The following is a 22,094-nucleotide window of genomic DNA, read 5'->3' on the forward strand; positions in this document are numbered from 1 at the left end:
GAGGAATCTGGGAGGGCCTTTCCACGAAGGCAACCCGGGTTTCTGGCGCTGCCGGCGTTTGTGGGCAGTAGCACAAAGTCCCGCGCCTGCCGGCTACCACGTGCGTTTTGCCTGATTACCATGACTCCTGCGGCGTTCCGATACTATTTTCAGTTCCTGGGAAAGTCTGATTCACGGCAATTTTTCTGGTGATGCCCTTCCCGGCTTCGTAATTTCCTCCTTATTCCTGCCTCTGTGCTGCACATTTCCTCGCCGGCCACCAGCCGGGCCCGGAATTAGTCCCTTGCCTCCTTCACTCTTCCTATTGCTCTACTTTGTCCCTCGTTGTGTGGCCGGTGGCCGCGGCGGCCACCGGCGGGACAAGCTTTTTTGTTTTACCCTATTCTCTTATTCCAATGAGACTGTACCCCATTCCCTGGCTGCTGCTGCTGACGCTGGCGGCCTGTAAAAAAGATGAAGTAGACGCCCTGCCCAAAGCCACGCAGGACGGGCGCGGTACAATGGGCTGTTTGGTGGAGGGCAAAGCCTGGACGCCCTACATCGCCCCCCAACTGGGCGGCGGCAGCCCCTACGTGGCGTATTACCGGTACCGCACGAGCCCAGGCGTGGCGCTAACGATGCTTTTCACCCGCAACGCGCGCGATAAAACACCTGCCTCCAGCATCTATTTTTTTCTCCCCAATACCGTAGGCCCTGGTTCTGTGGCGCTAGACCAGCCAGCCGACCCCATACGCGCTTCTTTCAATCCAGCTTATGCTAACTACTCTGACTATAAAACCGGCTTACAAGTGGATTATCTAACCGGCCCAACGGCCCCGGGCACGCTCACACTTACACGCTTCGACACGGTGGCCCGGGTGGCCTCCGGCACGTTCAGTTTTACGGCCCGTGCCCTCGATGGTAGCACCGTACAAGTAACCGATGGCCGCTTTGACGTGCGCTTAGAAAAGCGCTGATTGGCGTTTTCCCTTACTTTTTCTCATTTTTTTCTACTCCATCCTATGACCAAACTTTATCACGTGTACCGCATTTTTTTTTTGGCTGGTGCTGTGTCTCGGTATCTCACCCACTTTTGCTCAGCAAATAGCTTCGCGGGCTACATCATCCAATCTAACCACCGAGCCACATTTCACCCACGTCATCGACAGCTTACTGCAAAACGTCAGCAAAACTCCAGTGCCGGGCGGCATTCTCTACGACCGTACCCCACCCTCCGCCATGCTGCACGTATTCAGCCAGGGCCGCATAGATACGTCTTTCTCCGAGCATTTTCAGCAGGCGTATCAGGACTTATATACGGCCGCCTACAACCGCGCCACCTTTTCTCTCACGCCGGAGCAATTGATGCAACAAGCGGAGCACCCGCAACTCTCCACCCCCGTGCGCCTGGGGGTACTTGATTATCGGTTTGGTGTGCTCGATACGGCCGCCGTAGATGCGGGCTTGCTGGAGTTTCGCAACGGCTTATACTATGACCCGGCGCAACGATTCCGCTCCCCTTTCAAAATACGCGACCTAACGCTGACTGCCGCGCTGGCCGACAGCGTTCCGCAAACGACCAGCCTACTGTTGGCTTCCGACTTATGTCTAAGCAACCGGGGACGCACCGTAGCCAGTGTGCAGGTGCAGGTAGGCACCAACGGCCTCACGTTGTCTTGCAGCCCCAATCAGGCAGTGAATGTTGTGTTTGCCAGCACCGGGTTGCAGTTGCTTCGCTACACGGTGCAATTTACGGATGGCAGTAGTGCCCAGGCGGCATCGGCCGTATGGGTAGTCCCTAATCTACCTGCGGCCCGCGAGCCTAACTTAAGGCTTTTTGTTCGCTCACGCGAAACTTTTACCAATTATGAACAAACTGAGCGAACCTTTGGAGAAGGTGAAGCTGGTATCTGGTGGCACAATCCTGCCAGTGATGCTGATGGCAAGTTACGTCATCCTATCATTGTCTTAGATGGCATTGATGATGGGGATAAACGAAAACTTAGAGAAATATACGACGAGCGGCTTACTGGCTTGGTACAGCTTATAGACAACAAAACTGCGCCAGCCAATACAGCCAACCGGGACCTGATTATCCTGAACTTCCCCAAAAATGAGCGGAATGTTATTTCAACAGCAGGAGGGCTCAGTAGCAGAAAGTGGATAGACGGCGGCGACGACTACATTGAGCGCAATGCCCTTGTGTTGATACAGTTGCTTAATGAGTTGAAACCCCGGCTGGCCGACCCCAACGAGAAGTTTACCATCATTGGCCCCAGCATGGGCGGCGTCATTTCGCGGTATGCGCTGGCCTACATGGAGAAGGAGTTTGCCCGCACCGGCGACCCGTACTTCAACCATCAAACCGATTTGTGGATATCGTTCGATGCTCCTCACCAGGGCGCCAACGTACCCATCGGCGTGCAGGCTTACGTGGAGTATCTGAAATTCACGTCCAGCGCCCGTAATCTGTACGATGAGAACCTGTTGTCGCCGGCCTCGCGGCAGCTGCTGCTCAGCCACGTACTGGCCGGCGAGGGCACGGCACAGGGGGCACCCGGCTACCGCGACCGGTTTATGCTGGCTCTGCGCGACAACGGCCTGCCCGGCTCCCTGGGCTACCCTCTGAACGTGCGCCGGGTAGCGCTGGCAAATGGCAGCTTGCAAGGCACCTCGCGCAACGAAAGCGCGTGCAGCCGGACCCTCAAAATGCGGGGGCGCATCCGCTGGCCCTACATGGTGGCCTACTTTGCGGCGGCAGCCGTTATGCCCGCGCTGTTCTTCCTGCCAATTCGGTCGGATGGCGAGTTTTTGGAAACGGATGTCAACTTCGCGCCGGGTCCCAACTCCTCCTGCACCGTGTTTCATGGCCGGCTTAAGCTGGGCATCCGGCAGCTTGGCGGCGTCATTTCATTGCCCGTGCGCAACCGCACGTTCCTGGCCACGTCGGGGGCGCATGGGAGCTTCGACCTGGCCCCCGGTGGCTACTACGACGCGCAGCGGCAGGCTAAGCTAGCGGGCGAGGAAGCGGATAATGGCTGGTGGAAGGGCCGCATTTCCCCTTATGATCTGAAATTCACGGACGTGAAAGAATTTCACAGCTTTATTAGCCCGGTTAGCGCCATAGGCTACAACTATCAAACGTTGAGCAACTATCAGAACACGCAGAGCTTGCCCACGCCCTACCAGAATCTGGCCTTGCAGAACCTGATATGTACCGGCCAGACTCCTTTTGATGCCTATTACGCGCCCCTAAATAGCAATACCGAGCACGTAACGCTCAGCGACGCCGGAATGCAGCAATTTCTCGGATTGGAGCTGTTCCGCGTCACCCCTGCTCCCATCTTCACCCAAGCACCCAATGCCTTGTGCCCCAACGGTGGCACCGGCACCTTTCAGGTGCAGGAAGAATGCTCCCGGCTGAATGCCAGCGGACAGCCCCTGTTCCCGGTTACCTACACCTGGACGCTGAGCGGCCCGGCTGTATTCGTGAGCAACAACGGACAAACCATTCAGGGGGCGGCCGCGCAGCAAACCATTCGCAGCACGGCCGCCGGCGGCGAAGTCACGCTTACCGTTACGGCCCAGCGGCAAGGATTTAGCGGTAGCGCGCCCGCAGCCCGCACCATTGTGGTGGCCCCGGCCAGCGTAGATGTGGCTGCCTACGAGGCGTCGCCGGTGTGTGAGTTTACGCCCGTCAACCTGCGGGCCAATGCGTTCAACCTCGATGCGGCCTCCCTGCGCTGGTACATCAAGCCCACCAGCAGCAGCACGTTCTCGCTCCGCCCGGAGTACAACGGCCTGACGGATATTGTGGTGGATGCCCGCAAGCGCGGCACCCTGCGGGCCTACGTAACCGGCGGCAGCATCTGCACCCCCGGCCAAACGCTTACTTCGCCCACGCTCAGCGTGCAGGTAGCGGTGTGCAACTACGCGGTACAGTTTTACCCCAATCCCGCCGACGGCTACACCGAAGCCCGCCTCACCGACGACGACGGAAACGCTCCGGCCTCTACCACCTCTCCGGCTTCTACCACTGCCCCTGCGGCTCCCGCGTCGGGTAGCTGGCGGATCCAGCTCTACGATGGGCAGGGCCGCCTGCGCCACGATGCCAGCACCACTACCGCCACCCAGCGCCTGGCGACGCACGCGCTGCCCGCCGGCATCTACCATGTCCTCATCGACTATGGCGGCAAAGTGAAGCGCTACAATTTGCAGGTGCGACACTAACTATTCGGTTCCTGCTTTCTGAAAAAGGCGCTTTTCCCGCTGCAACCGGGGAAAGCGCCTTTTTCGTGGGTAAACGTCTTAACTTGCCCAACCAGATGCGGCTGCTCCGGCCGCGGCTACCGTGGTTAGAACTACTAACTGGTTTGGCACAAAACCCGGCCCGGCGGTGTTCTGCTGGTTCTGATAACTCCCCACTTCACCACCCGCGCATGATTGCCTACGTCGACGGTAAACTCGCTTATAAAGACCCTACCCAAGCCATTCTGGATGTGAACGGCATCGGCTACGAAATCCGGATTTCGCTGGCTACCTACTCCAAGCTGGCCCCCGAGGGCGAAAAGGCCAAACTCTACACTTACCAACACGTGAAGGAAGACGGGCAGACGCTCTACGGATTCCTGGACCCCAATGAGAAGGCCCTGTTCCTGCAGCTGATTTCGGTATCGGGTATCGGGCCGGGCACGGGCATTGTGATGGTGTCGTCGATGTCGGTGGGCGAGATTCGGCAGGCTATTGTGAACGAGGACGTGCGCTCTATCCAGAGCATCAAGGGCGTGGGGCCCAAAACTGCCCAGCGCGTGGTGCTGGAGCTGAAAGACAAGCTCCGCAAAGACGAGCTGCTGGCCAAAGCCGGCATTGATACCGTGCCGCTGGCCAAGGCGCACAATACCAACCGCAGCGAAGCGTTAGCAGCCTTGGTAACCCTGGGCTTCGCGCGGGCGGCGGCCGAGAAGACTCTCGACCAAATCCAGCACAAGCACGGCAACGACCTGAGCGTGGAGGAATTGATTAAATTCGCTCTTAAGTCTCACTAGGCCTGTTTCGTTTTTCGTTGCTCGTTATTCGATTTTAGCTGCTTTTCAACGGGAGCAGCCTGGCTTTCCATGTAGCTCGTAGCTTAACAAAATCGAAAAAACCGACAACGAGCAACGAAAAACGCACTCCTCTCCTTTCGCCCTTCGCTTATTGACGTTTGAATACCGGTAAGAAGTCCCTGGCTGCCTCGGCGGTGGCCGTTGTGTCGTTGGTGGCGTGGTGGTCCCAGGCCCGGCCGTTAGGCGGGTCGGCCGCGCCGTTTGTTATGCGTCAGCTGTGGTCCGACTGGCTGCCTGCCGGGCAGCGGCTGCCGCGTCTGTCGTTCGGATTCAGCCCCGATACGCCCCGCACCGACACCACCCGCTACCGTCCCAGTACCCGGCCCCGGGTAGCGCCGGCGGATCGGGTGGGTACGCCGTTTTCGCCCCAGCGCCGCCGTTCCCCGCTGGTACTGCCCCTGCCTTCCAACGTACAGCTGGATGTGCAGGCCGACGACAGCCTGCAGAATTTTGATATCCGCGAAAAAGTAGGGCCTGAATTCGACTTCCGGGACCCAAGCCGGATGACGTTTGAGGAGTACGCGCGCTGGCAGCAGCAGCAGGCTGTGCGCGACTACTTCCGGCAGCGCTCCAATGGGGGCGTGGCCGGGGATGCCAACCAGCCCGAAAACCGCCGCCTTATTCCCAAAATTTACCTGGGGCCCATGGCCGACCGGATTTTTGGGGGCAGCTACGTGGACATCCGGCCCCAGGGCGCCGTGACGCTACGCATGGGCTACCGGGGTAACCGCAACGAAAACCCCACCCTGACGCTGCGGCAGCAGCGGGTGGGCGACTTCCAGTACGACCAGAACCTCAACCTGAACCTGACCGGGCAGATTGGGGAAAAGCTCAAGCTGGCCTTCAACTACGACACCCGCGCGGCCTTCGATTTCGAGAACAACATGAAGCTCGATTACACGGGCTACGAAACCGATATCATCCGGAAGGTGGAGCTGGGCAACGTGAGCCTGCCCCTGAACAACTCCCTGATTACGGGGGGCCAGAACCTGTTTGGGGTGAAAACCCAGCTGCAGTTCGGGCGGCTGGGCGTAACGGCCCTGGCCAGCACCCTGCGCGGGCAGGCCGATGCCGTGCGCATCCAGAACGGGGGCCAGGCCCGGCAGTTCGAAATCAAGGCCAGCCAGTACGAGCGGGACCGGCACTTCTTCCTCAGCCAGGCTTTCCGCGACCGGTACGACGCCGCCCTGCGCAACCTGCCCACTATTCAGAGCGGGGTGGAAATTACCCACCTGGAAGTGTGGGTGACCAATGACAACCGCCAGAGCGACAACCTGCGCAACGTGGTGACGCTCATGGACGTGGCCGAGCCCAAGCGCCTGTACCGCCGGCAGTTCATCAAACCCAGTGGCCCCAATGCGCTGGCCGATAACAAGGCCAACTTTCTGTTCGACCGGATTCAGGGCGCGGCCGGCTTCCGGGGCAACCTGACGGTGGACGGGGCGCTGGCCAGCCTGAGCCTGGCCAAGAACGTGGACTTCGAGCACGTGCGGGCCCGCAAGCTCGACCCGCGGGAGTACACCTACAATGCCCAGCTGGGCTACCTCTCCCTGAACACGCAGCTGCTGCCGGAGCAGGTGCTGGGCGTGTCGTACCAGTACATCTACAACGGTAAAACCTACACCGTTGGCGAAATTCAGAACGACTACACCAACGTGGGCCAGGAGGAAGTCATCTTCCTGAAGATGCTGAAGGCCACCAACCCCGGCGTGGGCCTGGCCAACCTCACCGACCCGACGGTAAACGCGCCTACCCCCGGCGTGCCCAACAGCGGCAACGAGAACCTGCTCACCCGCAACCTGCCGACCTGGGATTTGATGATGAAAAACATCTATCCCCTGAACGCCAACCAGCTCAACCGGGACAACTTCCAGCTCCAGCTCATCTACAAGGACGATGTGACAGGCGTGGATCTGATTTCCTTGAAGGAAGGCCAGCGTATTGCCAACCGGCCTCTGGTTGAAGTGCTCAACCTGGACAACGTAAACCCTAACAACGACCGGAACCCCGACGGCAACTTCGACTTTTTCCCGGGCGTGACGGTGGATACGGAGCTAGGCAAGATCATCTTCCCGGAGGTGCAGCCTTTCGGCAGCTACCTGGCGGCGCAGTTTGATACCACGGCTTCCACGGCCGAGCGGGACCTGGCGCGCAAATATGTGTACCAAGAGCTGTACAACCAGGTGCAGAGCGACGCCCAGCAGCGCCAGGAGAAGGACAAGTTCTATTTGCGCGGCCGGTTCCAGGCCACCTCCACCGACGAAATCAACCTGCCCGGCATTGGTATTGCCGAGGGCTCGGTGCGGGTATTTGCCGGCAGCACCCTGCTCACGGAAGGCACCGACTACCAGGTATTCTACGACCAGGCCAAGGTAAAAATTCTGAACCCGGCCTACCTGAACTCGGCTAATGAGCTGCGGGTGGAGTTTGAGAAAAACGCCTTGGTGCAGGTGCAGCCGCGCAAGCTGCTGGGGGCCCGTTTCGATTACCGCCTCTCCCCCGATATCAACTTCGGGGCCACGGTGCTGCACCTGCGCGAAAACCAGGCCCCCGGCATCAACCGGGTGAACATCGGCGACGAGCCCGGCAACAACACCATTTACGGCTTCGACGTGAACCTGCGGCGGGAGTCCCGGGCCCTGACCAAGTACTTGGACGCTCTGCCCTTCGTGAGTACCAAGGAAATTTCGACGGTGGCCTTCAGCGGGGAGTTTGCGCAGCTGCTGCCCAGCCAGAGCAAGCTGGGCACCAGTGACAGTGGGGGCGAAAACGGCGTGTCCTACCTCGACGACTTCGAAAATGCCCGCACGCCCTACACCCTGGGTGGCGTCAGCTCGGCAACTACCTGGCGGCTGGCCTCCACGCCGGCTCCGTTGGTGGGCACGGCCCAGGGCCTGGCCGTGGCCTACAGCCGCGCTAAGCTGGCCTGGTACACCATCGACCAGACCTACTACACCAACGGCCAGAGCAAGCCCAACAACATTGGCGTGGCCGACCTGAAAAACCACTACGTGCGCGGCATCAAGCGCACGGAGGTATTCCCGAACAAGGACGTGGGCACCACCGGCAACTCCTTCGAGACGACCCTGGACCTGGCCTACTTCCCCGACCAGCGCGGGCAGTACAACTACACGCCCCAGATTAACCCCACCAACCCCAGCTTCTTCGCTACTACCTCGCCGGCGGCCAATGCGGCCCGCCATGGCGGTATTGCCCGCGAAATCACCTTCGATACTGACTTCGACAACGCCAACGTGGAGTTTCTGGAGTTCTGGATGATGGACCCCTTCCTAGCCGGCGACAATGGCCGGGTGGTGGATTCCGATGGACACAACACCAACAACACCACCGGCGGGGAGCTGTACATCAACCTGGGCTCGGTGTCGGAGGATGTGCTCAAGGACGACAACCGATATGAGTTTGAGAACGGCATTCCGGTAGACCCGGCCAACCTGCCGCTGGAGACCCAGCCTACGGACTGGGGCCGCGTGACCAAGCAACAGTTCCTCACCGATGCCTTTAGCGCCGCCCCCGGAGCCCGGGCCCGGCAGGACGTGGGCCTGGATGGGGTGAATGATGGCGAGGAGCAGGCGCTGGGCGGCCTCAGCCCCGTGTACCAGACCGTGCCCGACCCGGCCGCCGACAACTTCCGCCACCACCTGGATGGCAGCTACGACCAGCAGGACGCCAAAATTCTGGCCCGCTACAAGAACTTCAACGGCCTGGAGGGCAACTCGCCCGAGGGCAGCCAGCTCAGCTCCACGGCCTTCCCCGACAAGGAAGACCTGAACCGGGACAACGTGCTGAGCGACACGGAGCGGTACTACGAGTACCGTTTGCAGCTGAACCCCACCAGCATGGAGGTGGGACAGAACTACATCGTCGACAAAATCACGAATACCAACACCGACACCAACAACGAGCCCGTTACCTGGTACCAGTTCCGCATTCCGGTGCGGCAGCCCACGGGTGTGGTGGGCGTACCGGCCGGGCAGGATTTCGGCTTCAAGTCCATCCGCTTCCTGCGCATGTACCTCACGCGCTGGCAGCAGCCGGTGGTACTGCGCATGGTGCAGCCCCAGTTTGTGGCCAACCAGTGGCGGCGCTACCTCAACAAGCTGGCCGAGCCCGGCCAGACCATCGTCAACCCCGATACCGACGCCGACGGCTTCAGCATTTCTACCGTTAGCATTGAGGAAAACGGCGTTTCGAGCACCGCCAACGACGCTATTCCCTACGTGCTGCCGCCCAATATCCGGCGTGACCGGGAATACGGCTCCAGCACCTTGAACCGCCAGCAGAATGAGCAGAGCCTGCGCCTGGTGATTGAGGGCCTGCGCGACGGGTTTGCCAAGGCCGCTTATAAGAACGTAAGCCTGAACATGCTGCGCTACAAGCGCCTGCGCATGTTTATGCACGCCGAAAGCGAAGACCGCACCGTGCGCGACGGGCAGCTGCGCGGCTTTGTGCGCCTCGGCACCGACTACAACCAGAACTACTACGAGTACAGCAAACCCCTCACGCTCACCCCGCAGCCGGGCACCTCGGGCGCGCCGGCCCGCTACACCGCCGACGAGGTGTGGCCCCTGGAAAACCGCATCGACCTGCCCTTCCAGGCCTTTATCGATGCCAAAGCGGCCCGCAACAAGCAGGCGGCCTCCAGCATCGACTACACCAAGCCCTTCACCGTAACCCTGGCCGATGGCTCTACCATTACGGTGGTTGGCAACCCCGACCTCTCGGCGGTGCAGGGTGCCATGGTTGGCGTGCTGAACCCCCGCAACGACGGGGCGAACAAGTCGGTAACCTTTTGGGCCGATGAGCTGCGGGTGCTGAACTTCGACACGGAAAGCGGCTGGGCCGCCACGGCCCGCTTCAACGCCAGGCTGGCCGATGTGGCCAACGTAACGGCCACGGGCAGCTTCATCAGCACGGGTTTTGGGGGCTTGCAGGACAAAGCCCAGCAACGCTCCACCGACAACATCACCCGCGGCGACATCAACGCCACCGTGGCGGCCGAGAAGTTCTTCCCCGAGAAGCTGGGTCTGCGGGTGCCGGTACTGGTGCAGGCCGGCGTTGAAACCCGTGCCCCCAAGTACGACCCGCTGGACCCCGACACCAAGCTGACGCAGTCGTTGGAGAAGTTTAAGTCGGAAGATGAGCGGGCTGCCTACCGCAAGGAGGTGATTGACCAGACCAGCCAGCGCAGCATTTCTCTGCTGAACGTGCGCAAGGAGCGCACCAACCCCGAGAAGAAAGTGCGGCCCTACGACATCGAAAACTTCGCGGTGAGCTACTCCCTTACGGAGCGCCTGCACACCGACATCCGCACCGACCGGGACTACACCCGTACCTACACTGGGGCCCTAGCCTACGTGTACCAGACCACGCCCAAGAACTACACGCCCCTGGCCCGCATCAAGGCCTTCGACTCGCCTTACCTGGCCATGTTCAAGGAGGTGAACTTTACGCCCCTGCCCTCCCGCTTCTCCTTCCGGGCCGACCTGGACCGACGGTATAACGAACGGTTCCTGCAGCGTACCCTGGAGCCCGGTCAGGTACCCGTTACTACTGGTATTCCGGGCGTGTTTCAGAAGTCGTTCTTCTTCAACCGCATCTACGACCTGCGCTGGGACCTGACCAAGGCCCTGGCCCTGGACTATACGGCCAACAACCGCGCCGTGGTGGACGAGGGTGTGGGCCGCAGCATCGGCAGCTCCGACGAGGCCCAACGCAACCGCCAGCAGCTGCGCGACAACCTGCTGCGCAACGGGGGGCGTACCACCAACTTCAACCAGACGGTGGCCCTCACCTACCGCCTCCCACTGGACAAGTTTCCGCTCACCGACTGGCTGTCGGCCGATGCCCGCTACGCGGCCAACTACACCTGGCAGGCCGCCTCCACGGCATTGCGCCGCCCCGTAAATCCCGCCGACCCCAACGATACAACTACTGTACCGCTGAACCTGGGCAACACCATTCAGAACAACGGGGAGCTGAGCGCCAACGGCAAGATTGACTTGGTGAAGCTATACAACAAGGTGCGCTTCCTCAACATCATCAACAACGCGCCCCCGCCCCAGGCCCGGGTGAAAGCCGACGAGGCCGGCAAGCCCGACCCGCGCGCCGCCCTGGGCCGCAAGGCTCCCGGCCAGGCCGCCGCGCTTGCCGACCAGGCCGCCCCGGCCGACTCCAGCAAAGGCCCCGAGCTGCGGGTACTCAAGGGCATTCTTCGCTCCCTGATGACGGCCCGCTCCCTGAACTTTACCTACGCCCGCTCCAACGGCACCCAGCTGCCCGGCTACCTGCCCCGCACCCGCTTCTTTGGGATGAACAGCGACTTTGACGCGCCGGGCGTGCCCTTCCTGCTGGGCAAGCAGTACGATTTGGATGGCCTGTTCCAACGCGCCTACCGCAACGATTGGTACACCACCGAAAGCCAGTACCTCAACACCCCACTTAGCTCCCTGCTCACGGAGGCCCTCACCCTGCGCACCACCCTGGAGCCCTTCCGCGACTTTAATATTCAGCTGGATGCCCGCCGCAACCTGGTGCGCAACCGGGAGGTGTTCTACCGCAACCCGGTAGACACAACCACTTTACAGCCGACACCAAACGCCGTACCCACAGCCAGCAATGCCCTGGGCTCCGGCACCTTCACCACCTCGTTCATCTCCATCCAGACGCTGTTCGGGGATTTGAGCAAGGGCGGAGAAGTCTCGCGGGCATTTGACCGTTTCATTGAGAACCGGGAATTTGTGCAGCAGCGCCTCCAAGAGGCGCGGGGCACCACTGCTACAGGCCGGTACGGCTACAACTCCCAGGATGTGCTGCTGCCGGCCTTCCTGGATGCCTACCGGGGCAAGTCGTCGAGTAGCTACAAGGCCAAGGGCTTCAACCCCTTCTCGGTGCTGCCGGTGCCCAACTGGAACGTGCAGTACAATGGCCTGGCCGAGCTGCCCTTTATGCAGCGGTATTTCCGCTCCTTCACCCTCAACCACGTGTATACCTCCCAGTACAACATTGCGGGCTACACTACTTCGGCCAACTACACCCGGGAGCCGAACAAGGATGAGTTTTCCACCCTCACCAACCAGGCGGGCCAGTACATTCCCTATTTCATTCTGGGGCAGGTGAGCATAGCCGAGCGGCTGGCCCCGCTATTGGGGGTGAATTTCCAGACCACCGGCAAAATAACGGGCGGGATGGAGTACCGCATCGACCGGACTATTGGCCTGAACACCACCAACGCCCAGGTCACGGAGCTGCACCGCTCCGACATTGTCATCCGCTTCGGCTACTCCACCAACCGCCTCAAGCTGCCCTTCCGGGTGGGTGGGGAGCAGCGCATTCTGCGCAACGAGCTAACCGCCCGCCTCGACCTGAGCATCAGCGACAATTACGCCGTGCAGCGCACCATTCTGGACGTAGTGGACCCCACCGGTGCCAACCCTGGCAACAAGGGCCGGGCCTCCAGCCAGGTAACCAGCGGCACCCGCCAGGTGCAGCTGCGCCCCACCATCGACTACGTGCTGAACCAGCGCCTGAACCTGCAATTCTTCTTCACCCAGAACATCACCGAGCCCCGGGTGCAGAACGCCTTCCGCAACACGGCCACCGAGGGCGGTATTCAGCTGCGCTACAGCTTGTCGCAGTAGAGTGGTGAGGTGGTGAGTTCCTGTCATCCTGAGCTTGCGCAGGATCTTACAATGGTGGCACGAATTGTTGTTACGACGGCCGTTCACGCTTGATAAGATCCTTCGCTCCGCTCAGGATGACAGAAACTCACCACCTCACCATTTCACCATCTCACCGCTTCCCTGTACTTTTGACCTGAGGCGCCACCGGGCGCTTTTCCTCACTCACCCTTCAAGTACCGCACCCCATGAATCTGCCTGCCAGCCTGAAGTACACGAAAGAGCACGAATGGATCCGCGTGGAAGGCGACGTTGCCTTCATCGGCATCACCGACCACGCCCAGAAGGAACTCGGCGACATCGTGTACGTGGACATTGATACGCTCGACAAAGAAGTAGCCCAGAACGAAGTATTTGGCACCGTGGAGGCCGTAAAAACGGTTTCCGACCTGTTCAGCCCCATCACCGGCACCGTGCTGGAAATCAACGACAAGCTCGACGGCAGCCCCGAGCTGGTAAACTCCGACCCCTACGGCGACGGGTGGATGATTAAGATGTCCATTGGCAACCCCGCCGAGCTGGATGCCCTGCTCACCGCCACTACCTACGGAGAGCTGGTAGGCGCTTAGCCAGCCCCTGCTTGTTGTTGGCCGTGTTAGCCACTGCGCCGCCCCCGCCCCGCCGCCGAGCCTTCGTGGCTCTGCCGCTGGCGTGGGCGGCGTTTGTGTTGGTAAGTACTCTAACGCCGGCCCGCTCCATGCCTGACACCCCACATTGGGAGCTGCTGTCCTTCGACACGGCCGCTCATGCCTTCGTGTTCTGGGTGCTGGCGGTATTGGCGGTTTTCTCGGCCGGCCGGCAGCGGTGGTCGGCCTGGCTGCGGGCCCGGGCCTTCCAGTGCGTGCTGCTGGGCACGGTAGCTATGGGGGCCGGTATCGAGTTCCTGCAGATGGGCATGGACCTGGGCCGCCACGGCGAGTGGTCGGATATGCTCAGCGACTCCCTGGGCGTCGTGCTGGGGCTACTACTGATGTGGGCCACTAAGCGGTTCTGGCAATGAAGCAGGCTGGTGTTTTTGGTTGCTTGCTGGTACTGGCACTACTGGGGTTTCACCCTGGCTGGGGCCAGGACATGCCCCGGGTACGACGCACCATTGCCACGCTAGCCTCCCCGGCTTTTCAGGGCCGGGGCTACGTGCGTGGCGGGGACAGGAAGGCCGCTGGATACCTCGGCCAACGGTTCCGGCAGCTCGGGTTGCAGCCCCTGGCTCCCGGCTACCACCAGCCGTTCACACTCGACGTCAACACTTTTCCGGGCGCGCTGCGGCTGGAGCTGAGCTTCGGCATCGGGCGTTTTCCCGGGCTGGGCAGCTCGCAACGGCTGCGCCCTGGCCTCGATTTTATTGCGGCTCCGGCTTCGGGCAGCGGCAAGGTGGGCGGCCCGTTCTCGGCCGTTCCGATAGTCCGCTTTGATACGCTCACGTTTACCAGCGCCACCGCCCAGCAGCAGTTACTGCGGCGTCCCTGGCACGGCGGTGGGCTGGTACTACGGGCTGCCGATGAACCGCGGCTGGCTACCCTGCCCCTGGCTCTGCGTCAGCACCTGGACTCGGCGGCCCTCCGCCTGACGCTGGTACCGAAGCTCACGGCCTCCCTCGCCCCCAGCCAAGCCAGCCAGATGCAGCTGGAAGTACTGGAATCGGTCTGGAACAGTATCCCGTCTACCGCAAGCGGCCCCACGGTGGCGTTGGTGGCCGCCCGCGTAGAAGCCAGGCTGCAGCGCCAGTACCCCACCCAGAACATTGTGGGCTATCTGCCCGGCCGCGTGCAGCCCGACTCGTTTCTGGTGGTAACGGCCCACTACGACCACCTAGGCACGATGGGCCGGCGCGCCTACTTCCCGGGCGCCAACGACAACGCCAGCGGTACGGCCATGCTCCTGGAACTGGCCGCTTACTACGCCCGCCCCGAAAACCGGCCTGCTTATTCGCTGGTGTTTATAGCCTTTGGGGCCGAAGAAGCGGGCCTGATTGGCTCCCGCTACTTCGTGGAGCATCCGTTGGTGCCGCTCAGCCGCATCCGCTTCCTGCTGAACCTAGACTTGCTGGGTACCGGCTCGGAGGGTGCTACCGTAGTAAACGGCCGGGTATTCGAGCGGCCGTTTCGGCAGTTGCAGCAACTTAACGCAGCCCAGCATTACCTGCCTTCTCTGGCGGCCCGGGGTCAGGCCGCCAACTCCGACCACTACTATTTCTCTGAGCAGGGCATCCCGGCCTTTTTCCTCTACACCCGCGGCGGCCCAAGCGCCTACCACGACGTGCATGACCGCCCTGAAGGCTTGCCCCTGACGGCTTTTCCGCAGCTGTTTCAGCTGCTGCGGGACTTTTTGAACGCCCAGGGCGCGGCTAGTACGCCATGAGTGCCGCAAGGCAGGCTCACCTTTCAACAACAAACTAACCCCTGCCAAGCACCCGGCAGCCTGCGAAGCTGCAGCGCGCCCAATGTAGCACGGGCTTCAGCCCGTAGCTCCTATCCGTTGCCCAATAGCAGCGAATGGTACGGAGCTACGGGCTTTCATTTCTCGCAGTGTTTCGCAGTGGGCTACGCGGGGTCACGCAGTGAGCAGATAGCCGCACAAGTTCTGGCTTTATACGGTTTTGCGCCCGATGTAGCACGGGCGAAGACAATGCGACGCTTCACGTAAGCCCGAAAAGCAACATTGCCCGGCCTGTTCAGAACAGACCGGGCAATGTGTTATAAGGGGAAGTCGTGCGACTAGCTATTGGCTTTGAACGAGCCCATGATCTGCTTGGCTACGTTTTCCCACTCCGGCTTCTGACGGTCGGCGCAGGTGAAGGTGCACATCAGCAGCTTGCCTTCCACATCGGTGAAGAAAATCAGCTGATACACCTCGTGGCCCAGTTCCGGCTTCATCAACTCCATGTAGCCTACTTTGCGGCCGTTCACTTCTTTCACGCCGTGGTTGAACCACTTGGCTTCTTTGAACTGCTTGGCGTAGATTTTATAGAAGTTGTCCGAGTACATGTCAATCATGTCCTGGTCAGCCGTGTTATCGGTGTACGAGAAGGCAATGCTAGCCTCCTTGTTGTTGGTGTAGATAACGCTGGGGCGGCTCTGGGCTTTAGCGTAGTTAAAGTCCATTTGCTGCTCGCTCATCACCTCAAAACCCTTGGGAATAAGGATTTCTACACGCTCGCTCAGCACGCGCTTCTTTACCAGCTCTACTTCGGCAAAAGGACGGGCAGCCATCAGCAACAGCATCAGGCAAAACAATGGGGCGGAGAGTAAGACTTTTTTCATAATCCTAGACTGAAAAAAGATGAGATTCAAGGCAAGCTGATGGTCCTACGAGAGCAAAGTCACTCTGTTTGGATAACACAATTTACGCACAAAAACGTAAGCTGCAAGTATTTTACAAAAAAATAATCCAGAGCCTCATCTACTCCCTGAACACTTTTTGTCAAAAAACCGCATTTAAAGAACGCAGAGGGAGATTATTCGTTTTTATCCAGTTGCAGCTTCAAAAAACACAACCTCGAAAAATCCCAATGCTGTATCAAGAATAGCCAATACGATATAGTACCCACAAAGTTCAATTTAGGTACTGCGCTGACTGCCTGACCGGGCCTTGGTATTCAGAGAATGTTATTGATTTGTTCCTTTATTTTTTCGAGCTCTTCCTTCATGCTTACCACCAAATGCTGGATGGTAGAGTCGTTGGCCTTGGAACCAATGGTATTGATTTCACGACCAATTTCTTGCGAAATAAACGCTAATTTCTTGCCGGTGGGTTCGGGTAAACCGGCCGTTTCGGTGAAGTAGTGCAAATGGTTGACTAACCGCACCTTTTCCTCGGCAATATCCAGCTTCTCGATGTAGTACAACACCTCCTGCTCGAAGCGGATAGGATTGAAGTTTTCATTCCCGGCAATGTCAGCCAAGTGGCTTTCCAGGCGCTGCCGCACCTGCTCAATGCGGGTGGGGTCGTGCTTCTCCACTTCGGCCAGCAGAATGCGGATCCGGTCCACGTAGCCTAGAATTTCACTGGTAAGCGCCTGGCCTTCGTCGCGGCGGAATTGATTGACGCGGTCCAGGGCCTGCTGGAGTAAGGGCAGAAGCTCTTCCCAGGGCGTTTCTTCCTCTTCCTCGGTGGCGGCAGTGGCATCGGTAGGGATGCGCAGGGCCCCGGGCAAAGCGTGGGCCACGGCCGTTACCTGCTCCAGGCTTAAACCGGTAGCCAAACTAACCTGCAGTAGCTCCTGGCAGGCCGCCGTGACGGCAGCCCGGTTGACAATAAACCCCTGCGCGCCCGTTGCGCGCGGGCGCGTGAAGTCCAGGTTCAGGTTCACCTTGCCCCGCTGCAGGCTCTTGGTAACCAGGTTGCGGATCTCCAGCTCCCGATCCTGAAGGAAGCGAGGCAGGCGCAAACTCAGGTCGAGGGTTTTGGAGTTGAGCGACTTAATCTCGACGGTGGCGGCGTAAGAATCGGTTTCGCGGGAGGCGATACCATAGCCGGTCATGGACTGGAGCATGGGCAGAAACGGGCAAAGTGGGCGCAAAAGTACGGGTTTCCCGCAGACGGTGAACCGCTTAGCAGGGCGGTAACACAAGCATAACGTGGCCGCAATATTAGCATAACAGGGCTGGTCTAGCTTTGTGAAACCTTTTTACGACCCCCGTATGCGGCGTTCTTTCCTCGTAGCTTTTTTTCTGACAATCAGCCACTTACTCTGGGCACAACAGGGTACTCTGGTCGGAAAAGTAACGGATAAAAAAACTGGTGAAGGTGCCATTGGGGCCACCGTGCTGGTAACCGGCACCACCCAGGCGGCCCCGGTAGAGCTGGATGGCAGCTACGCCCTCAAGCTAGCCGCCGGCACCTATAATATCACCATTCAATCTATCGGCTACAAGCCGCTCACCTTTAGCGGCATTAGCATTCAGGCCGATCAGAAAACCACGCTCAACGGGGCGCTGGAAGAAAACGCTCAGGCCCTGAAGGAGGTAGTAGTAACCGGCCAGAAGCAAACCGGCACCGAGGTAGCCATGATTCAGGACCTGAAAAAGGCTGAAGTGGTGGTGAGCGGCATGAGCAACGACCAGATTGTGAAAACCCTGGACCGGGACGCGGCCGAAGTGGTAAAGCGCATTCCGGGCGTGACGGTGCAGAGCAACAACTTCATTGTAATCCGGGGCTTGGCGGAGCGCTACAACACCGTAATGCTCAATGATGCCCTTACGCCCTCGGCGGAAGTTGACACCCGTTCGTTTTCGTTTGACATTCTGCCCAGCTCGGTAATTGACCGGGTATTGATTTTTAAATCCGGCTCGCCGGAGCTGCCCGGGGAAATGGGTGGCGGTGTGGTAAAGGTGTACACGAAAAACTCGGTGCTGGAAGATGCGACCAGCCTGAGTGTTTCGGGCTGGGCCCGCAGCAGCACCACCTTCCAGAACAACTACCAGGTAAGCCCTGGCCGCAGCACGGACTGGCTGGGCTACGATGCCGGCAACCGCCAGCTGCCCGCAGGCACTCCGGAGCAAGTGAGCACCAGCAACCAGCCCACGTTCCGCAACGAATGGCTGCCCCAGCGCATTACGGCCCGCCCCGATTTGCGCGTGTCGCTGGGCCTGAGCCGCAAGTTTGAGCTTGGCAAGGTGTATCTGAGCAACGTAACTTCCATTTCGTACTCGAACACTCACGAGCAGAACAACATCACCCGCAACCGCTACCTGATTGAGCGGGACCCGGCTACCAACCTGCCCGTGCAGCAGTACGCCTACACTGATGAACGCTCCCTGACGGGTACCCGCCTGGGTATCATCCATAACTGGCAGGCCCGCCTTAACGACCGGAACCGACTGGAGTTCCGCAACTTCCTGAACCAGTACGGCACCGATGAGGTAACGCACCGCACCGGCCAGACGCTGGACCAGGGCTTTGACCGGGACGACTACGCGCTGCACTACCAGAGCCGTACCATCTACTCAGGCCAGTTGCAGGGCTCCCACGATTTGGGGGCCGGTGAGCATACCAACGTAACTTGGGCTGCTGGCTACAACTACGTGTACAAGGATGAGCCCGACTACAGCCGCTACCGGAGCCAGCGTATTACGCCCCAACCCGGTGAAACGCCCCGTCCTTTCCTGGTGGTAGTGCCTCCGGATGGTAACCCCTACGATGCCAGCCGCTTCTTCTCCGACCTCAAGGAAAACACTTACATGGCCAGCGGGCAGTGGGAGCGGCGCTTTGCCGGCCGCGACACGACCAAGGAAAACGCCTTCAAGCTGCGGGCCGGCTTCTACACGGAGCAAAAGGAACGGACTTTCCAGAACCGTTATTTCTCCTACGTAATTGGCAACCCCAGCACGTTTTACCGGGACCAGGCCCGGGCCAACCGCCTGCTGACCCTGCCCATCAACCAGATTTTTGCGCCTGAAAACCTTGACCCCAGAACTGGTTTTGTACTGGATGAAGGTACCTCACCCAAAGACCGGTACACCGCCGAAAACACGTTGGTAGCCGGCTATATTGGAGGCGTAGCCCCTTTGTCGGACCGGTTTAGCCTCTCGGGCGGGGTGCGCGTGGAATACAACCGCAAGTACCTGCAGAACGGCGACCCTCAGGATACGGCTTACCTGGAGCGTCGCGTGATTCCAATGCCCTCGCTGAATGCGACGTTCAACTTCAACCAACGCTCCTTGCTGCGCCTGGGCAGCAGCGTAACCGTAAACCGGCCCGAGTTCCGAGAAGTGGCTAACTACCCATACTTCGACTATACCAGCAACGCCATCATCACGGGTAATAAGAACCTGAAGACGGCCACTATCTACAATGCCGATCTGCGCTACGAGTTCTACCCGACCCGCTCCGAAATGCTGTCGGTGGGCGTGTTCTACAAGTATTTCAAGGACGCCATCGAGCAGACTACCCAGTCGGTTTCGACGGAGCAGATGTACCTGACCTACCAGAACGCCGACCACGCCTACGATGTGGGCCTGGAGCTGGAGGCGCGCAAATCGTTGCTGGAGCTAACGGAAAACCCAGTATTGCAGCGCTTCTCGCTGGTGCTGAATGCCTCCCTCATCAAGAGCCGGGTGAAGCTGGCCAACAACAACACGAACAACAACTTTGCCCTCACGGACCGGGCACTGCAGGGACAGTCGCCCTACGTGGTGAATGCCGGCCTGTTTTATCAGGATGATGAAGGCAAGTGGCAGGTATCCGCCCAATACAACGTAGTAGGGCAGCGCATTCAGTTTGTGGGCGACAAGCAGTTCAACTACTCGGTAATTGAAATGCCCCGCAACGTGATTGACTTGGCCGTAACCAAGGGAATTGGCAAGCACCTGCAGGTGAAGGCCGGCATTCAGGACCTGCTGAACCAAAAAGTGCGGCAGTACTACGACTTCGACCGCAACGGCAAGATTGGCCGCAACGAGCGGGGCGCATTTGGCGAATACCGCCGTGGCAACTACTCTACCTTGGGCCTGACCTACAACTTCTAGCTGCCAACAGTCCCGTCTGCCCGCCTAATGCTGCTACCGGCTCTACCGGAGTACACAATACGATAACATAGGCGCAACGAAAGCATAACGCCCATCGATACCGGTGGGCGTTTTGCTTTAGGACCTTTGCCACACCGAATTATCCTTCCTCTCAATACACCCGCACTACCCATGAAAAAGATTCTACTTCCTGCTTTGCTGGCTTGCGCAGTGGCTGCGGCGACTCCCGCTTTGCGGGCCCAGGCCCAAACGGTTTGCCCCGCGGCTCCCACGGCAACGGTAGTTTCCGGCAACATTACCCAGAACACTACCTGGTCCAGCACGAACGTGTACCTGCTGTCGGGCTTTGTGTACGTGAAGGCCGGCGCTACTCTGACCATTCCGGCCGGAACTATCATTAAAGGTGACAAAGCCACCAAGGGCTCCCTGATAGTGGAGCAGGGTGGCCGCCTGATTGCCGAGGGCACGGCCAGCCAGCCCATCGTATTCACCTCCAACGAACCAGCCGGCTCCCGGGCCCGCGGCGACTGGGGGGGCATTATCATCTGTGGCCGGGCACCGGTAAACCTGGCGGGTACGCCGGTAGTAGAAGGCGGTGTAGGCTCCACCTACGGAGGCACCGATGCCAACGACAACTCGGGTATTCTGAAGTATGTGCGTATTGAGTTTCCTGGCATTGCCTTCCAGCCAAACTCCGAAATCAACGGTCTGACACTAGCGGGCGTGGGTGCCGGCACTCAGATTGACTACGTGCAGGTATATGGCTCCGGCGACGACTCGTTTGAGTGGTTTGGGGGCACTGTGAATGCCAAGCACCTGGTAGCCGTAGCGGCCACCGACGACGACTTCGATACCGACAACGGCTTTCAGGGCAAGGTGCAGTACGGTCTCATCATTCGGGAGCAAAACACCGCCGACGTATCAGGCTCTACGGCCTTTGAGTCGGACAACGATGCCGGTGGCTCCGCTAACACGCCCCAGACGGCGCCGGTTTTCTCTAACGTAACGGCTCTGTTGCGTACGCCCATTGGGGCCGCGGCCAACTTTACCCGCGCCATGCACCTGCGCCGCAACACGTCTATTTCCATCTTCAACACAGTACTCAGCGGCTGGCCCACCGGCCTGACGCTGGACGGGGCCGCGGCCCAGGCCAATGCCACCAATGGCGGGCTGGTGCTGAAGAACAACGTAATGGCCAACATGACCACCCGCAACTTCGAGGCGGCTGGCGTTACGACCTACGACGTGGCCGGCTTCTGGAATGCAGCAGCCAACAGCAACACGCTGTATACCAACGCCTCAGACCTGGGTCTTGATGCTGGCAACTTCACCCCGGATGCTGACGTGACGCAGAACTTCACCCCGTTGGCTACCTCGCCGCTGCGCACCGGTGCAGCCTTCACCGATGCCAAGCTGGCCGACAGCTTCTTTGAGAAGACCGGTACGTTCCGGGGTGCTTTTGGTACTACTAACTGGGTGGCCGGCTGGACCAACTTCAACCCCCAGACCACTTGCTACAACCGCCCCGGCCAGACGCTGGCCGTGAAGTCGACCTCCGACCAGCTCCAGCGGCTGACCGTTTCGCCGAACCCCTCGGCCGGCGAGGCTCTGCTGAACTTTGAGCTGAAGCGCGGCGGTACGGCTTCGGTGCGCGTACTGGACGTAACCGGCCGCACCGTGGCCACTCTGCTGACCAATGGCAAACTGGCCGCTGGCACGCAGCAGGTAGCCCTGCCCACCACGCTGAAAGCTGGTGTGTACATGGCCCAGGTAACTACCAACGAAACCAGCCAGTCGGTACGCTTCGTGGTGGCAAAGTAGGTAGCCAGGAAATCCGCTCTAAAAAG

The 22,094-nt window shown here is 59.9% G+C and carries 11 protein-coding genes; 9 read left to right on the forward strand and 2 right to left on the reverse strand.

Annotated features, from left to right (window positions below):
* Window positions 1–395 precede the first annotated feature (395 nt).
* The 7 genes from EI290_RS00530 (at window position 396) to EI290_RS00560 (ending at window position 15,139) form a co-directional block, all read left to right on the forward strand.
* Window positions 396–956 carry a hypothetical protein gene (locus EI290_RS00530; RefSeq protein ID WP_125425576.1) on the forward strand — a complete coding sequence of 187 codons (561 nt, stop codon included), beginning with the start codon at window positions 396–398 and terminating at the stop codon, window positions 954–956.
* Between the two features lie 88 nt (window positions 957–1,044).
* Complete coding sequence (locus EI290_RS00535) at window positions 1,045–4,209, forward strand: T9SS type A sorting domain-containing protein (RefSeq protein ID WP_125425578.1); 3,165 nt, start codon at window positions 1,045–1,047, stop codon at window positions 4,207–4,209.
* Between the two features lie 209 nt (window positions 4,210–4,418).
* Window positions 4,419–5,024 carry a Holliday junction branch migration protein RuvA gene (gene ruvA / locus EI290_RS00540; protein WP_125425580.1) on the forward strand — a complete coding sequence of 202 codons (606 nt, stop codon included), beginning with the start codon at window positions 4,419–4,421 and terminating at the stop codon, window positions 5,022–5,024.
* A gap of 158 nt (window positions 5,025–5,182) precedes the next feature.
* Window positions 5,183–12,742, forward strand: coding sequence for a T9SS outer membrane translocon Sov/SprA (gene sov, locus EI290_RS00545; protein ID WP_246008806.1), 7,560 nt, complete (start codon window positions 5,183–5,185; stop codon window positions 12,740–12,742).
* Between the two features lie 227 nt (window positions 12,743–12,969).
* The gene (gene gcvH, locus EI290_RS00550) at window positions 12,970–13,350 is read left to right on the forward strand and encodes a glycine cleavage system protein GcvH (RefSeq protein ID WP_125425582.1); all 381 of its coding nucleotides are present in this window, start codon (window positions 12,970–12,972) and stop codon (window positions 13,348–13,350) included.
* Window positions 13,351–13,373: 23 nt separating this feature from the next.
* Window positions 13,374–13,781 (forward strand): VanZ family protein, encoded by a 408-nt coding sequence (locus EI290_RS00555; protein ID WP_125425584.1) that lies wholly within the window; start codon window positions 13,374–13,376, stop codon window positions 13,779–13,781.
* A gap of 23 nt (window positions 13,782–13,804) precedes the next feature.
* The gene (locus tag EI290_RS00560) at window positions 13,805–15,139 is read left to right on the forward strand and encodes a M28 family metallopeptidase (protein WP_221766219.1); all 1,335 of its coding nucleotides are present in this window, start codon (window positions 13,805–13,807) and stop codon (window positions 15,137–15,139) included.
* Window positions 15,140–15,495: 356 nt separating this feature from the next.
* Here the strand turns inward: EI290_RS00560 and EI290_RS00565 are convergent, their stop codons facing one another.
* Window positions 15,496–16,041, reverse strand: a complete 546-nt coding sequence (locus EI290_RS00565; protein WP_125417525.1) for a hypothetical protein — start codon at window positions 16,039–16,041, stop codon at window positions 15,496–15,498.
* A 335-nt stretch (window positions 16,042–16,376) separates the two neighbouring features.
* A complete protein-coding gene (locus EI290_RS00570; protein ID WP_125425588.1) occupies window positions 16,377–17,273 on the reverse strand; it encodes a YicC/YloC family endoribonuclease in 897 nt (298 codons plus the stop codon).
* A 148-nt stretch (window positions 17,274–17,421) separates the two neighbouring features.
* Between EI290_RS00570 and EI290_RS00575 the strand changes: the two genes are divergently transcribed.
* Together EI290_RS00575 and EI290_RS00580 are read left to right on the forward strand one after the other, a co-directional pair.
* On the forward strand, window positions 17,422–20,247 hold the full coding sequence (locus EI290_RS00575) for a TonB-dependent receptor (protein ID WP_125425590.1): 2,826 nt from the start codon (window positions 17,422–17,424) through the stop codon (window positions 20,245–20,247).
* 171 nt (window positions 20,248–20,418) lie between these two features.
* On the forward strand, window positions 20,419–22,068 hold the full coding sequence (locus tag EI290_RS00580; protein ID WP_125425592.1) for a T9SS type A sorting domain-containing protein: 1,650 nt from the start codon (window positions 20,419–20,421) through the stop codon (window positions 22,066–22,068).
* Window positions 22,069–22,094 lie beyond the last annotated feature (26 nt).

This window comes from Hymenobacter metallilatus (assembly GCF_003944705.1).
GTDB lineage: Bacteria > Bacteroidota > Bacteroidia > Cytophagales > Hymenobacteraceae > Hymenobacter > Hymenobacter metallilatus.